Source organism: Marinobacter vinifirmus (genome assembly GCF_002258215.1).
GTDB classification, from domain to species: Bacteria; Pseudomonadota; Gammaproteobacteria; order Pseudomonadales; family Oleiphilaceae; genus Marinobacter; species Marinobacter vinifirmus.
In genome coordinates this window covers 1-15,219 of record NZ_NEFY01000022.1, presented here as the reverse complement: position 1 = coordinate 15,219, position 15,219 = coordinate 1, and the positions used below count along the sequence as shown (strand labels likewise).

General features: G+C 54.8%; 15 protein-coding genes. 6 read left to right on the top strand and 9 right to left on the bottom strand.

What is annotated here, in order from left to right:
- Window positions 1-17: 17 nt before the first annotated feature.
- The 3 genes from B9Q17_RS15940 to B9Q17_RS15930 are packed head-to-tail and all read right to left on the bottom strand — an operon-like array spanning window position 18 to window position 3,128.
- Window positions 18-1,157, bottom strand: a complete 1,140-nt coding sequence (locus B9Q17_RS15940) for a helix-turn-helix domain-containing protein (protein ID WP_094625967.1) — start codon at window positions 1,155-1,157, stop codon at window positions 18-20.
- The gene (locus B9Q17_RS15935; RefSeq protein ID WP_019677803.1) at window positions 1,148-2,473 is read right to left on the bottom strand and encodes an ATP-binding protein; all 1,326 of its coding nucleotides are present in this window, start codon (window positions 2,471-2,473) and stop codon (window positions 1,148-1,150) included. The genes B9Q17_RS15940 and B9Q17_RS15935 overlap by 10 nt, the downstream gene beginning before the upstream one ends.
- Window positions 2,463-3,128 (bottom strand): response regulator, encoded by a 666-nt coding sequence (locus B9Q17_RS15930; protein WP_011786648.1) that lies wholly within the window; start codon window positions 3,126-3,128, stop codon window positions 2,463-2,465. Before B9Q17_RS15930 ends, B9Q17_RS15935 begins: the two co-directional genes overlap by 11 nt.
- A 167-nt stretch (window positions 3,129-3,295) precedes the next feature.
- On the opposite strand from B9Q17_RS15930, the gene B9Q17_RS15925 reads away from it, so the two are divergent.
- From B9Q17_RS15925 to B9Q17_RS15900, 6 genes are all read left to right on the top strand, one after another.
- Complete coding sequence (locus B9Q17_RS15925) at window positions 3,296-4,612, top strand: ferredoxin reductase family protein (RefSeq protein ID WP_094625966.1); 1,317 nt, start codon at window positions 3,296-3,298, stop codon at window positions 4,610-4,612.
- Between the two features lie 76 nt (window positions 4,613-4,688).
- Complete coding sequence (locus B9Q17_RS15920) at window positions 4,689-5,069, top strand: PepSY domain-containing protein (protein WP_019677800.1); 381 nt, start codon at window positions 4,689-4,691, stop codon at window positions 5,067-5,069.
- A 54-nt stretch (window positions 5,070-5,123) separates the two neighbouring features.
- Entirely contained in the window at window positions 5,124-5,597 is a 474-nt protein-coding gene (locus B9Q17_RS15915; RefSeq protein ID WP_011784788.1) for a DUF2271 domain-containing protein, read from the top strand.
- Between the two features lie 22 nt (window positions 5,598-5,619).
- On the top strand, window positions 5,620-7,836 hold the full coding sequence (locus B9Q17_RS15910) for a PepSY domain-containing protein (RefSeq protein WP_094625965.1): 2,217 nt from the start codon (window positions 5,620-5,622) through the stop codon (window positions 7,834-7,836).
- 77 nt (window positions 7,837-7,913) lie between these two features.
- The gene (locus tag B9Q17_RS15905; protein WP_094625964.1) at window positions 7,914-8,666 is read left to right on the top strand and encodes a VIT1/CCC1 transporter family protein; all 753 of its coding nucleotides are present in this window, start codon (window positions 7,914-7,916) and stop codon (window positions 8,664-8,666) included.
- A 309-nt stretch (window positions 8,667-8,975) separates the two neighbouring features.
- Window positions 8,976-9,335 (top strand): reverse transcriptase domain-containing protein, encoded by a 360-nt coding sequence (locus B9Q17_RS15900; RefSeq protein ID WP_227498341.1) that lies wholly within the window; start codon window positions 8,976-8,978, stop codon window positions 9,333-9,335.
- Here the strand turns inward: B9Q17_RS15900 and B9Q17_RS15895 are convergent.
- From B9Q17_RS15895 to B9Q17_RS15865, 6 genes are all read right to left on the bottom strand, one after another.
- The gene (locus B9Q17_RS15895; protein ID WP_094625963.1) at window positions 9,250-10,110 is read right to left on the bottom strand and encodes a LysR family transcriptional regulator; all 861 of its coding nucleotides are present in this window, start codon (window positions 10,108-10,110) and stop codon (window positions 9,250-9,252) included. The genes B9Q17_RS15900 and B9Q17_RS15895 overlap by 86 nt on opposite strands.
- Window positions 10,104-11,114: a phosphonate dehydrogenase gene (locus tag B9Q17_RS15890; protein WP_011783502.1), complete on the bottom strand. Its 1,011-nt coding sequence runs from the start codon at window positions 11,112-11,114 to the stop codon at window positions 10,104-10,106. Before B9Q17_RS15890 ends, B9Q17_RS15895 begins: the two co-directional genes overlap by 7 nt.
- A 9-nt stretch (window positions 11,115-11,123) precedes the next feature.
- Window positions 11,124-11,954: a phosphonate ABC transporter, permease protein PhnE gene (gene phnE / locus B9Q17_RS15885; RefSeq protein WP_011784781.1), complete on the bottom strand. Its 831-nt coding sequence runs from the start codon at window positions 11,952-11,954 to the stop codon at window positions 11,124-11,126.
- Window positions 11,955-11,964: 10 nt separating this feature from the next.
- Window positions 11,965-12,828, bottom strand: a complete 864-nt coding sequence (gene phnD / locus B9Q17_RS15880) for a phosphate/phosphite/phosphonate ABC transporter substrate-binding protein (protein WP_011784780.1) — start codon at window positions 12,826-12,828, stop codon at window positions 11,965-11,967.
- Window positions 12,825-13,670 carry a phosphonate ABC transporter ATP-binding protein gene (gene phnC, locus B9Q17_RS15875; RefSeq protein WP_011784779.1) on the bottom strand — a complete coding sequence of 282 codons (846 nt, stop codon included), beginning with the start codon at window positions 13,668-13,670 and terminating at the stop codon, window positions 12,825-12,827. The genes phnD and phnC overlap by 4 nt, the downstream gene beginning before the upstream one ends.
- A 442-nt stretch (window positions 13,671-14,112) precedes the next feature.
- Window positions 14,113-15,141 carry an IS630 family transposase gene (locus B9Q17_RS15865; RefSeq protein WP_094625962.1) on the bottom strand — a complete coding sequence of 343 codons (1,029 nt, stop codon included), beginning with the start codon at window positions 15,139-15,141 and terminating at the stop codon, window positions 14,113-14,115.
- Between the last annotated feature and the right edge of the window lie 78 nt (window positions 15,142-15,219).

The following is a 15,219-nucleotide window of genomic DNA, read 5'->3' as shown; positions in this document are numbered from 1 at the left end:
CAGGTTCAGGATCGTGGCTAGGGTCGGATATCGCCCTGCAGGGCTCGTCGGCGATATTCACTGGGGGTAAATCCTGTCTCTTTCTTGAAAGCAGTGTTGAATACGGACTTCGAGTTGAAGCCAGAGTCATACATAGTTTGCAGAATATTTGCCTGATTGGCTGCATCGGCCAGGCGCGATTTCGCCTCGTCGATGCGATAGCGACTGACGAACTCAAAGAAATTGCAGCCAAAGCCTTGGTTAATGGCCCGTGAAACCTCTCTTGAAGGGGCGCCCAATTTCCGTGAAAGTTGTTCCAGGGTCAGGTTGGGGTGCAAGTGGGGCTTTTCCTGGTGCATTAACTGTTGGAGCCTGACCTTTAAAGTTTGATCAAACTGCGGCGTGGGCTCTTCTTCCAGCAAGGCGGCCTGGTCTGCTGCCAATCCATAGAAAACAACGGGTTGGCGAAGAGAGTTTATCATCAGAAAATTGATGAAAATGAAGCCCGTTACAGCGCCAGCGCCGGCCACCCACTCGGTTCCAGGCACGCTTCTAAACACATGCGCTGTAAGGCAGTACATCATGCTCACGGTCCAAGCCACTGCATAGCCGATCAGAAGCGTCCGTAACCACGCAAGTTGTTTGTTTTCAATACTCGAGAAAATCTGTCGAATACCAAGGCCGAAACGGTTAATCGCACGAATAGTCGCGTACAGGTAGCCCAGAAAGACCGCGTGAATAGCGACTGCAAGAAGGGGAGAGGTAAGTACGCCCGGGTGGTCCCGTTCAAGCAGAATCTGAACTTTGGTCTCGCTTGGCTGTAAATAATATTCAATCAGAAAAATTGCGCCGACCACCCAGAAGAGCAACGTGTGCACGAGATGCTTCCCGCGTAACTGGAAATTCTGATACATCAGCGATTGCGCATATAGATAGAGCGTGCCGGCTTGTAGAAGTCCGATGAGTGTTCCGAGGTAGGCGAAGTTTGGGTACTGGAGCGCAAGCCCGCTGCCATAGAGGAAGATCTCTCCCAGCCCGGCGGCGAAGAACACCAGAGTGGCAACCAGGAGTCGGTTAGATATGAGCCCACTGTTGGATGGAAGTAGGAGAAAAACGGCAAGAGCCAGCGATTGAATGATGCTCGTCAGCAGCACAATGTCGGTGAGTGTCAGATACATGCCAGATTCAGCTCCGCTTCAAAACCATCCTGCCGTCCTGTTGCCGGCGATCTGAGATGCAGGGTCATGCCGGCACCTTTAGCAATCGCATCGGCAATCGCGAGGCCCAGGCCAGAACCTGCAGCGTCCGTTTTGGCGCGTGCAAACCGGTTTCTTAAAAGAGCGAGCTGTTCCGGTGGCACTCTTGCACCGCCATTGCAGACCCTTAAAACCCCATTATCGTTCAGGTTGATCTTCACCGGCTCGCTACGGGAACCATGCTTAAGGGCATTCTCGATCAGGTTACGCACCAGGATGGCGAAGGCATCGGGATCAAGAAAGGAGTTCACTTCGCGCTCCGGCAGGGATAAAACAACTCGCCCGGGTGCCTGGGCCTCAAAATCCCGGGCAATCATCGCGAGGATGGGCACAAGATCCTGCTGGCTTTGTGAGAGTGCACCGCCACCTTCTGCTTTTGCCAACTCGAGCAGTTTTCCGGACAGCACCGAGAGACTGCGTAACGCTTCTTCAATTTCTGCAACATCATTCTTGAGATAATCATCGGGCATTCTGGTTTTCAGTCGCTGCACTTTGGCAAGCGCTGTTGCCAGGGGAGTTCGCAGTTCATGGGCACTGTTGGCGGTAAAGCTGCGTTCTGATTCGAGAGCACGATGCAAACGCTCAAGCAGCCGGTTGATGGCACCGGCGATTGGTTCAAATTCACGGGGTAACTGCTCTTCTACAACAGGGGACAGATCTCCCGCGCCGCGGGATTCAATGTCTTGCTGAAAATCGACCACCTTACGAAGGGAAAGCCGGACAATCCACCAGACACCCAACAGGCTGACCGGAATCAGCACCAGTAAAGGCAACAGTAAGGCTAATCCCGCCTCCAGAGCGGATTCACGCCGGTGCGCCAAGGGTTCGGCCACTTCAAGATAGATGGTATAGCTGACTGCAGATACGCCATATAGCCGGTGGGTCAGAGTATCTGAAAACCCTTCCGCGGGGGTCCTGCTAAACACGCCAGGGTCGGCATCGTGGGACTGGAGCAGAATATTTCCAGCTTCGTCCCGTACCAGATAGGTCAGGTATTCGTCATGGTCTTTCAGGGCTGGGGCCTTTTGATTGCCCGCGCCGTTCTCACGGTTCAGGATGTCGGTGACCGCCAGTGGCAGTATGCGCTGGGCGGTTTCTTCCAGGGCACTGTCGAAGACCTCGTTCATTTCATGCTGTGCCACCAGTCCCGAAGCGGTCACGCCCAACAGCCAGAGTAGGGTGACACCGAGTGTCAGGCCGATACCGAGTGTTTTTTGCAGGCTGGTTCTAGTGGTCATGTGTTTCCAGGCGATAGCCCATTCCCCTGACGGTTACGATAGCGTCCCGCCCCAGCTTTTTACGCAGACGGCTGACATAAACTTCGATGGTGTTACTTTCGATTTCGGCCCCGAAAGCGTATAGACGATCCTCCAGTTGCGATCGCGATAACAGCATTCCGGGTCGCTGGATAAAGCCCTCAAACAATGCCCACTCCCGTGCCGTAAGTTCTACCGGCAGGCCGTTGCGACTGATGCGGTGATCGCCAAGATCAATCATCAGCTCGCCCACTTGTATGATCGGGCTTGGATTGCCGCGATATCGGCGAGCCACCGCGGCCACGCGGGCCGACAACTCCGAAAGATCAAAGGGTTTGACCAGGTAGTCGTCAGCACCGGCATTCAATCCTTCAATCCGGTCAGACACCTGATCCCTGGCGGTCAGAATGATCACCGGTGTTGTTATTCCGGTAGCCCGGATCGTTCGCAAAAAGCCGAAGCCATGGCCGTCGGGCAGCATCAGGTCCAGCAGAATCAGGTCGTAGGCTGTGGTCCTGATACTCGCCTCAGCAAAGCGCAGAGTTTGCACCCAGTCCACGGCGTGGCCGTCGTCCGCAATCTGATCCCGGACCGCCTCGCCCAATCCCGCCGTATCCTCCACCAAAAGAACCCGCATTGTTCACCTCTGACCCAGCCCTGAAATCAAGATACTACAGCTCGAACCTGACAACAGCCTGAATGGTCAATAACGCTTCGATCTCTCTTCACCGACCTTCAGCTGGCTGTCAGGTTTGGGCGCTAGCCTTCGGGGGAATATTCCAGGTACCGATCGCAGGAGATGTGATGATGCGGATGATTTTTCCTTTCGTTGTGTTGGTTTTGGGCCTATGGGCCTGGAACCTCTTTGCAGGTCCTGGGGCCGGTTCTCCCTGGGCAGTCTATGACCAGAGCCTGCTGCTCAGTGGGCTGTTATCCATTGCTCTGATGTCACTGACCATGATGCTGGCACTGCGCCCAGCCTGGTTGGAGAGACCGCTGGGCGGGTTGGATCAGATCTATCGCACCCACAAATGGGCGGGCATTCTGGCAGTGGTATTCGCGGCAGCTCATTGGCTGATTGAAATGGGTGACGATGTTATAGAGTCGATTTTCGGAAAGGCCGGCAGGCTGCACGATCAGGATTATTCCGGGTTCATCGACACCATGCGCGATGCTGCGGAAGAGGTAGGGGAGTTGGCCGTCTATCTGCTGTTCGCCATGCTGTTGATCACTTTGTGGCGCAAGTTTCCCTACAAATACTGGCGTTATTTGCATCGCGGCATGCCGGTGCTTTATCTGTTGCTCGCTTTCCACGCGGCGTGGCTGACTCCGCTGCAATGGTGGCAGCAGCCAATCGGACTACTGATGGCCATTTTGCTCTTTGGCGGGAGCATCGCCAGCGGGCTATCTCTGACCGGCAGAGTTGGTCGTCGTCGCCAGGTTCGCGGCATGGTCACCGCGATCAAAACACCAGACCGGGACGTCACCGAAGTTACCTGCCACATGGGGCCGGCATGGCCCGGTCACCGTGCGGGGCAATTCGCCTTTGTGACCTTCGACCGGATTGAGGGTGCGCACCCGTTCACCATCGCCAGTGCGGATCGGGAAAATGGCACTGTTACCTTCCTCATCAAATCCCTCGGAGACTTTACCCGCAATCTGAGCCAGAAAATCAGCGTGGGGCAAACCGTAAATATAGAAGGCCCTTACGGCTGTTTTAACTTCGATCGCCGCAACCGCAAATCCCACCAGATCTGGATAGCCGGTGGCATCGGGATCACGCCGTTTCTGGCCTGGCTCGAAGCTCTAAGCAGCGCCACCGACGCCACCGTGCCTGAAGCCGATCTGCATTACTGCACGCGCAACGCCGGCCAGGACCCCATGGTGGATCGACTTCGGGCGCTTTGCGATGGCTTTCCCGGGATACACCTCGAGATTCATGACAGCAGCAAGGGGCAGGGGTTGTCTGCCGAGACGTTGTCTACCAACGGACGCTCGGCAGCAGGCGCAGAGGTCTGGTTCTGCGGCCCGGCAGGGCTGGGGGAAGCCATTAGAAACGGCTTGCGGGCAGCACCCTTCCGCCTGACTCGCTTCCATAAAGAAGCTTTTCAGTTCCGCTGAAATGGCCTCGTTTGTTCAGGTCGTTGTCAGGTTAGCGCCTTAGAGTGGATTTAACACAACCAGCAGGAGAGACACCATGAAGACCAAACCCATTATTCTGAGCCTGTCTTTGTTACTTCTGAGCGGCACCGCACTGGCCGATGACGACTGCGATGATCCGGTGGCGAGTTGGCAGCCCCGTGAAAATCTGCGTGAAAAGCTGGAAGCCGAAGGCTGGACAGTTCACCGAATAAAGGTTGACGACGGTTGTTATGAAGTCCGGGGCCTCGATGCCGATGGGGTCAGGGCAGAAGCCTCTTTCGCGCCCGCTTCATTGACCATGATGAAATGGGAGCGTGAAGACAGTGACGATGAGGAGAGGGACCGCGGCAACAGGAAAAATGGACAGGACAATCCCAAAAGTCAGGCGCCACGCAACGGCATCGTCAAGGGGCGTCCCACGGTTACCGTTGAGTAACTGAGCGAATTTGCCCTGTTCCTTTAACGTTCATCAGGTTTTTGGAGACCATTTATGAAAACGTTTGTTCTCACTTGCAGCCTTTTCGCCGCCTTGGCTTTACCGGTATTCGCCCAGGCCCGTGACGTGACCTTCACTACGGAACTACAGAATTACGGCGGCGATGGAGCCTATCTGGCGCTGTATCTTACCGATGCCGCCGGAGAGTATCAGGGTACCCTTTGGGTTTCCGGGAAGAAATCTAAATACTACAAACACCTGGGAGGCTGGGCCCGGGGCAGTGGGCTTGATCCTGCAGAGTATGACGGCTTGACTGGCGCCAGTGTTACCAGTGGCCGCACGCTGAAAGTGACTCTGAACCTCGATGATTCGCTGATCGACAACGGCTATGAGGTTCGAGTCGACTCTGCTGTTGAAGATATGCGCGATATCAGAGCCGATGTGATAGCCCCCCTGACCACCGAAGGGTCCGGAAAGCCGGTTTCAGGACGTGGTTACGTGCGCGCTCTGACCTACGAGCTTCAATAATTCACCAGGAGCATCGGCTATTATGTTGCGCAAGTTCCACAGTTTACCGGGTTTGCTTGCAGGCGTGTTCCTGATCGTTCTCTCGGTCACGGGAGCTGTGTTGGCTTTGGCTCCGACGCTGGATAGAGTGTCAGCGGTCATTCCGGCTTCCGGTGAAGTCAGTATTGCCGAGCTGGCAGACCGGGTCGTTGCTCACTATCCCGGGACTGAGCAGATCGTGCGAGAGCCTTCTGGCAAGGTCATTGTCTATTACAGCCGTGACGGCCAGGCCGGTGCGGATCTGGTGAATCCGGTAACAGGTGAGGGCACGCCCTACGAACCTTCCGCATTCTTTGGCTGGATCAAGGATCTGCATCGTGCGTTTATGCTGGATGATGCCGGTAGAGCGCTGGCCGGCGTATTGGCTGTTTTGATGGTGCTTCTGTGTCTTTCGGGAATATTTTTGATAGCCCGGCGTACCGGGGGTTGGAAGAATATATTAAGACCGCTTTCCGGCTCTGGCGGGAAACGAATCCATGCCGAATTGGCCCGGTTTGCCGTGCTCGGCCTACTGTTATCCGCGCTGACCGGCAGCTATATGTCCGCACAGCGCTTTGGTTTGCTGGCTGAAGCGCCTGACACCGGGCCAAGGTTTCCGGCTGAGGTCTCGGGCGGGCAACCATCGCCTGTGGGCACCTTAAAAGCCCTAGGCAATTTCGATCTTGGCGAACTCCGGGAACTGGTGTTTCCCTATCCCGGTGATCCGCAGGATGCCTATTCACTGTCAACCGCCGGCGGCTCCGGATTCGTGGACCAGGCTACGGGCGAGTTGCTGCAGTTCGAGCCGCGCTCTGACAGCGGCGTATTGCAGGACTGGATTGTACGTTTGCACACCGGTGAAGGCCTATGGTGGCTTGGCCTGATTCTTGGCGCTGCGGCACTGACTGTGCCAGCTCTCTCGATAACAGGTGCAACCATCTGGTGGCAGCGTCGCCGGTCTTCAGGGCAGCTTCCTGACAACGCCGATGCCGCTCAGGCGGATACAATTATTCTGGTCGGCTCCGAAGGTAATGCCACCTGGGGATTTGCCCGGGAACTCCATAGCAGCCTGAATAAGGCCGGTTTCCGCGTGCATTGCAGCGAGATGAATGCCCTGGCTAAGCAGTATCCGCAGGCTTCCAGGCTGTTCGTGCTGACTTCGACATACGGCGATGGTGATGCACCCGCATCGGCCCGGCAGTTTATGGCCAGGCTCAAAGAATTCCGGGCTGAGAAGAACCTGCGATACACGGTACTGGGTTTTGGTGACCGGCAGTTTCCGAGCTACTGTCAGTTTGCCTTAGAGGTGGATGCAGTGCTCGCCCGTAAAGGCATGAACCGATTGCTCGCCATTGAGTTGATTGACCGGTGTTCTGCCGCCCAATTCAGTGAGTGGGGAAGCCGGGTTGGTGAACTTATCGGACTGCCGCTTTTGTTGAACTACAAAGCGTTGCATCCTGCTACGGTAAAACTGGAACTGGTAGAAAGGGCGGACTACGGGATCGCGGTGCAGGCACCAACCAGTATCTTCCGGTTCAAGCTGGCGGAGCAGGGCGGATGGCCAAGGGTTTTTCCAAGAAGATTTAAAGCGCTGCCACCCTTCGAGGCGGGAGACTTAGTTGGGGTTATGCCCCCCGACGGTCAAGCCCCGCGGTTCTACTCGCTCGCGTCCTCAGCTAGCGACGGGATTGTTGAGATATGCGTCCGCAAGCAGCCCGGCGGTCTATGCTCCGGGTACTTGCATGACCTCAAGCCGGGAGCTTGTATCGATGGTTTTATCCGCCCCAATCCAGGCTTCCGGCCAGCTACAGGTAGCCAGCCAGTTATCCTAATCGGTGCAGGTGCCGGCATTGGTCCGTTAACCGGTTTCATCCGAAAAAATACCAGACGCAACCCTATGTATCTGTACTGGGGCGGTCGCGATTCCAGTTCGGATTTTCTCTACCAACCCGAGCTCGGGCGCTATCTTGACGATCATCGACTGAGCGCGCTGAACACTGCCTTCTCAAGAGCAGACGAGCGCACCTACGTGCAGGATAGGCTAAAGCAGGATGAGTTAGCGGTACAGCAGATGGTTAGCACCGGTGCGCAGATACTGGTCTGTGGTGGCCGGGATATGGCAGCGGCCGTGCGGCAGGTGATAGGAGACATTCTCAAACCCCTGCACATCGATATTGAAACGCTGAGAGGCCAGGGGCGTTATCTTGAAGATGTGTATTGATGGACAAAGCCACAATGCCGAGCAGAGTCTATAATCTCAAAGCACACCGCATCGCGTCCTGAACAGGAGGCTGAAACATGCCATCCACAGAAAATGACAGACTGCTAAGCGAGCACCAGCCAAATGCCGTTCGTGCACGGCTTGCCGGTCCCGTTAAGGCATCGACACTTCCAGACGCTGTACTTGGCGGCATCGATGGCTGCGTTACAACGTTTGCGGTTGTATCGGGTGCGTTCGGCGCAGGTTTCTCGCCACAGGTTGCGTTGGTACTCGGCTTTGCAAACCTGATTGCAGACGGCTTCAGCATGGCGGTAAGTAATTACGAAGCGGGCCAGGCGCAGTTGAATCAGATCAAATTTGCTGAACGCACAGAACGTGAACATATCCGTGCTGTGCCAGAAGGTGAACGTGAGGAAATTCGCCAGCTGTTTCAGGCGAAGGGATTCGACGGCGAATTGCTGGAGCAAGTAGTGGAGGCTATCAGTCGTAATCCCGATGTGTGGGTAGCAACCATGTTGCGAGAAGAGTACGGACTCTCGGGTGCCGGACTCAGCCCACGCCGAGCCGCGTTGACTACCTTCGCCGCATTTTTGTCGGTTGGTGCTTTACCTTTACTGCCTTATGCCATCCCGGGTCTGGAGAGTCAGATTCAGTTCCTGACGAGTCTTGGTTTGGCAGGCGTCGTCTTCTTGGGTATCGGAATGCTAAAAAGTATCGTCTATGGCTTACCAGCAATGCGATCAGGACTCCGGACTTTGATCATGGGTACGGCCGCAGCGGGGCTGGCGTTTGCTACTGGGCATTTTGCGCAGGGGTTATTGGGGGGTTAGTTCTTCAGCGGTGAATAGACAATTTAACATAATATTTCCCTAAGAGCTGATATTCATTCGCGTAGCCGCTATTGGAATTAACGGCGGATTTCTCGCTCTGTTCGCCCAATGAGTGTAGTTGCAGAATTGAATTTTTAAAGCACAACTCATGCTGAAATGAAAATTATTTAGCAAGGGCCAGTCGTCGACTAATTACTGCGCAACTTTATGAATTGTGGAAAAAATGGTGTCGATATCATTGATGCCAAAGGCTTAGCGTACAATTTTTTCCGTTTCGTGAACTGACCCCACCATTGCTCTGAATCCTGGGTGCTGCTGTATGTGAGGCGCTGGCTAACGGCACCGATGCAGACGAAAGATGGTAAGCAGGAACGACGGAACGTTGGCACACCACAAGGTGGCCCGTTATCGCCAGTTCTGGCAAACCTGTTTCTGCATTATGCATTGGATCGTTGGCTGACCGTTCGTCATCCGGATATCCCATTCTGCCGATATGCAGATGACGGAATACTGCGTTGTCGAAGTGAGCGTGAGGCTCAGTATCTGCATTCCCAGCTAGATATGCGTGAGGTGGACCCAATAGCTATTCACAGAGATGCCCAACAAACGAGTATACTGGCCTGTGTTTGTCCAGGCTGCTCGGATAAATCACCATCAGCTCCTTGCTAAGGCCAGGCTCACTCACGGGAATAGCCACCAGACTTCCATTTTGGACCTCCTCCCGTACAGAACTTTCAAGCACCAACGATGCGCCAAGTCCGACCTTAACCGCTTGCTTGACGGCTTCGGTGCTACCCAGCTGCATAGATACCGTCGGAAATGGCCCATGCTCACCGAAGTAGGTCGCCAAAAGCCGGCCAGTGCCGGTGCCGGGTTCGCCGCCGATCAGAGCCATGTTAGACAGCGTATCGCGGTCGATATCGGTTCGACGGGCTAACGGGTGACCAGGCGGAACGATTAGAACAACGGGCTCGTTACGCCACGCCTGAGCATGGAATCCGGGTAGATCATGCCACCACTCCATAATCGCCACGTCCAGCTCACCGTCCGATAAATGCCGTGCAATAGTCGGATTGGAATCTATTACCACATCCACCTCGGGCCCTACGCCCAGCTCCTTGTAACGACGGATGTAGGGCTGGAGCATATAAATCCCAATATTGGAGCTCGCCCCAACGCGAAGTCGAGCCTCCATAATGGAAGATCTCGCCTGCTCCTCCAGCCGGAGCAGACTTCGGGCAAAAGGCAACAAGGTTAAGGCAGCCCGGGTTGGCTCACAGCCAGAGCGCCCCCTGTGGACCAATAAAACGCCAAGTTGGTTTTCGAGTTTTTGAAGGTGCTGGGACAGTGTGGGTTGTGCGATGTCCAACTGGCGGGCTGCGGCCTGAAACCCGTTGTGGTCCAGCACCGCCACGAAATTCTTCAGCCAGACAAGATTCAGCATGGGCCGCTCTCGCGGCCACTGGGATCATTGATCGCATCACCCGGCCGCTCACCCCGAAGCACTTGCAGAATGTTCCGAGCAGCGCGTTGCTCGATAGCCAGACGCACCTGGCTGACTGCCGATCCGATGTGAGCAGTAAACAGCGTGTTGGGGTGGGCCCTGAGCCCCTGGGCGATCTCCCTCGGACGATCTTCTCTCGCCCAATCTTCCATCTCAAACACATCAGCGGCGTACCCCCCCAACTGACCGGATTGAAGCGCTTGCAGAACACTACCCTCATCCACCACAGATCCACGGCAGGGATTGATAAGGAATGCGCCCGGTTTCATTCCTGTTAGCGTTTCGCGATTAATGGTGTGGAGGGTTTGCTCATTGAGCGCCAGTGCCAGGATCACAATATCTGACTGGGCCAGCAGCATCTTGAGGGGAGTATGGGACAAACCCAGTGCCTGCTCATGCTGCACGGGTAAACGTTCCGGCTGGGAATAGATTAAATCCGCTCCCCATCCGTTCAGGCGCTGCGCCACCGCTTGGCCGATGGCCCCCATACCCACAATACCAATCCGTGAGCCTTCGATCCCCTGCCCATAGAAGCGTGGTGTCCAGCCAGTAAATTCACCGGATCGAACGAAGTGGTCCGCCGCCTTGACTTGTCGGGTGAGACTGATCGTCAGCCCGACCGTTAGCTCTGCAGTAGGCACGGTTAGCAAATCCGGTACAAATGTCAGCCAAACCCCATGACGCGTGCAGGCATCCACATCAAAGTTGTCATAGCCTTTCAGGGCTGCACCAATCACCTTCAAGCGCGGACACCCCTGTAGGAACTCCACTCCAACTCGGTCTGGCATGAACGCCATCATCGCATCAGCGTCTGCAACGCGCGCAGCCACTTCCTCCTGGGGCAACGTGGCGCCGGATTGGTTGGTGACCAGCTCGCAATCTTGGGCAAGTTCATCCAGAACACTGTCATGGATCTTATGGGTTATCACAACCTTGGGTTTCATCGACGTTCCTTATTTGAATTTCTTACGAAGGCGGCCACTGAGACTGTCCACGACGGTGACCATCAACAAGATGACAATGAGAATGGCGCTGACTTCCTGATACTGCATGATTCTCAGCGAGCCCATCAATTCGAAGCCAATACCACCGGCACCCACCATGCCCATTACGGTCGAGGCACGGAAATTGTATTCCCAGCGATAAATGGACACGTCCGCGAATTGAGGAAGTGCTTGTGGCAGCACGGCGTGATAGAGCACCTGCAAGCGAGTAGCGCCGGCAGCATCGGCCGCTTCCACTGGCGCCTCATCTACATGCTCAATCGCTTCGGCAAAAAACTTTCCAACCATGCCAATGGAGTGAAGACCGAGCGCCAGTACGCCAGGCAACGCCCCAAAACCAACAGCAGCCACGAAGATGATGCCCATGATCAGTTCCGGGACTGAACGCAAACCGTTTAAAAGGGTTCGAGTTACTTGGAACACCACCGGATGTGGAGAGGTGTTGCGCGCAGCCAGGAATGCCAGTGGCACAGACAAGGTTACTGCAATGGCAGTACCGGCAATGCTCATCGCAAGCGTGTCGATTAACGGCGACACCCAGCTGGCCACATTGGTGAAGTCAGGGGGAAGAGATTCGCCAATGAGTGTGCCTATGGCTGGCACGCCATTGGCAAGTGTATTGAAATTGAGCAGCCCTACGTACCAACTTGCGACAAAAATGATGAGCAGCACTAACAGCGACTGTCCGAGTTTTTTCCGCCAGCCTTTCGCGTGCTCATCCAGCACGGAGGCCGACGGGGCCGGCGACAGAGTCGCCGGTTCCGTCGTTGTATAGTTCATGGGGCACTCCTCACATTTTTGCGAAATCAAGATTGAGCAGGCCACCCATAGCGCGGATGACATCGTAATCTTCGTCGGTAATTGCCGCGAATCCCTCAGCCTTCAGGTTGTCGAGAATCTCCGGGTCATCGATCTGCAGAAAGGCTTTCTGAATGTTGCTCTTCAGCTCAGGGGCCAGGTTCGAACGCATGGCCCAGGGGTATTGAGGAAAGTCACCGCTGTAGCCCAGCACTTTGACCTTGCTCCGATCAATCAAACCGCGGTCCATCACATGCTCGAAGATAACTTCGGACAACCCTCCGGCGTCGGCATTGCCATTGGCGACGTTAACCGCAACAGCGTCATGGCTACCGACGAAATGAGCCTCATAGTCCTTTCCGGCTTCGAGCTCTGCCTTCTCAAGGAGTACGGTCTTGGGGATCAGGTGGCTGGAAGTGGATGCGCGGTCACCGTAGGCCATTTTCTTGCCTTTGATATCCGCGAAGGAGCCAACGCCAGAGTCCGCATTGGCAATAATGATGGAGCGATAAGTCGGCTTCCCGTCTACCACCATGGCGGCAAAGGGTTCAATGTCACTCTTACTCTTGGCCATCACATAGGACAACGGACCAAAGTAAGCCAGGTCAATTCGGCCAAAACGCATGGCTTCGATCATGGAGGAGTAATCGGTGGTAACAATCAGTTCTACTTCCTTACCAAGAGTGGTTTCCAGGTAATCCTTCAAAGGTTGGTTTCGCTTGATCAGTTCTGACGCGTTCTCATCCGGCAGCAAGGCAACTTTCAAAAGATCAGGGTCTGTATCTGCGGCATGGGCTGACCAATGGATGCCGAGCATCATTATCAGAGCCAGCAAAGAGTGAATCATTGTCTTCATTGTGCTATCTCCAGTACGTCTGTCGTTATCGGGGTGGTCTTAGGTTTATGGATGGCTGGTTTGCCTTCCGCAGCTACCACGCTGGGTGAACGGTGGTAAATCTCGTCCAGGTGTTTCGATTTCAGGTTTTCAGGAGCATCGTCAAAAACGATATGAGCGTTCGAAAGGCCGATGATCCGGTCTGCAAAACGCTGGGCGTATTCCAATTGGTGCAAGGAAATAACCGCGGTGATTCCATCTTCCTGACAAATATCGCGCAGTAGGCCGAGTACCTTTTCAGAAGTGGCCGGATCCAGGCTGGCAACGGGCTCATCGGCAAGAATCATGGATGGTTGCTGCACCAATGCTCTGGCGATTCCAACCCGCTGCTGCTGGCCGCCGGACAACTGATCTACTCGGGAAAGCGCTTTGTCAGCCAGACCTACGCGGTCGAGGCATTGCAGAGCCAACTCCAGGTCCTGCCGGGGCAGGGGAAGCAGGCTTCGCCAAGTACCGTGATACGCAAGTCTGCCTGTCAGCACATTCTGTAACGCGGTGTATCGTTCGATCAGCTGGTGATGCTGGAACACCATGGCGGTGCGGCTGCGGTGCTGTCGCAGGATTCTACGGTTGGTCAGTTCACCAAACTCGCCAGACACAACCTTCCCGGTTGTGGGCTTAACCAGGTGATTCAGTGAACGAAGCAGAGTGGATTTACCCGCGCCTGAAAGTCCCAGTAGCACGGTGAATTCGCCCTTGTGAAAGTGAACGTTGGTGGGTTTGAGCGCGAGGACGTTTCCCGGGTAGGTTACGCCCATACTCTCGACTCGAAGCATCACATTGGTTGATTGAGTTGGCGCCACAGGATCACCTTTTGCAATAAATAAGCTCGCCGTATTGCGAGTTACAATTGAACGGTAAAGCTGAGAGATGACACTGTCGTGTCACTGACGTGACAGGTTGATGAAGTGCTTTTGGTTCGCAAGGATTTTCCGAAGGGCTCTGTGAAATACATGGAGCTCAGCCAAAGTGGAACGAGCCACCCAGGAGCTTAAGCAACAAAAATTGCGTTCCACCGTCAGTCGGCGAATCTCACGGTACAGTTCGTCCGTGCTGAGTTCATCGAATTGCTTACCGACTATACTCTTGCCTTCGAGGAGGTCGGACGCGCTCTCCAATAGGTCGCGCTTCCAGGTGCTGACTATGGTGGGGTGGATCTGGAAACGGGCAGCAATTCAAGGTGTGGCCTTAAGGGTGGGCAAGGACAGCCTTGCACTTACTAATTCGAAATAAAGTAAGCGAACATTACCCAGAGATAGAAGCCAAATCCGGATGGCCAAAAAACGATTTCAATAGTCGTGGCAATTTTTGCAAACGTCGAAGCTGCCGGTAAACAGTGCTCCGAAGTTGTTCTTTGCTGTTAATGATCTTTTTACCGACGTGATGGTATTTGATATAGCCCCAAACAGACTCGTCAGGATTCAGCTCCGGCGAGTACGGCGGCAGGAAGAACAACCTGAGCTTGCCGTCGAGACTCTCAACATAGTCTCGAACCCGACGAGCATGATGAACCGGGTGGTTATCGAGGATCAGGAAAACCGGCTTGTCAACGTCTTGCACCAGAGCCTTGAGGAAACCAAGAAACGCATCGGTGTTCATGTTGCCCTGAATGGTCTTAAAGCGAAGCTCGCCGCGAGGCGAGATGGCCGAGATCAGATTGATGCTGAAGCGACTGCCCGTATTACGGATGATCGGAGTTTCACCCCTGGGTGCCCAGGTGGTGCCACTGTGATAATCAGACCGAATGCTGGCTTCATCGCCGAAATAGATGGTGGCGCCGACTTTTTTTGCTTCCTTGCGAATTTCCGGGTAGGTCTCTTCTTTCCATTGTTTCACGGCCTCTGGCTTTTGCTGGTAGGCCCGATGCAGGGGTTTCTGAGGCGTCAGCCCCAGGTTTCGAAGCAGACGACCGACCGAGACATCGCTTAACCGGACGTTGAACTTTTGCCGGATGAGCTCACGCACTCGGCCCCGAGTCCACAGGGCAAAATCAAACTTCAACTGGTCCGGCGTAAAGGTCGTTATCCAGATATACAGCTCCCGGATCTGAGCACCGCTCAGTTTCTTGGGACGACCGGAAATCTGCTTGGCCTTGAGCGCGTCAAAGCCACCCTCGCGGTAGGCAGCCAGCCATTCATAGATTCGTGCTCGGCTCATCCCCAGCGCTTTGATGACGACTTCTGGACTCTCGCCATCCATGACCCGTTGAACGGCGCGAACGCGAATGGCTTCTAATGTTTTGTGATCAAGTTTACGACCGTCATCGTGGCGCATGTGTGTAAATATCCGATAAGCTTGGCGAACGGAGCCTACATTATAAATGATGTTCGCTTACTTTCGAACCCATTAGTA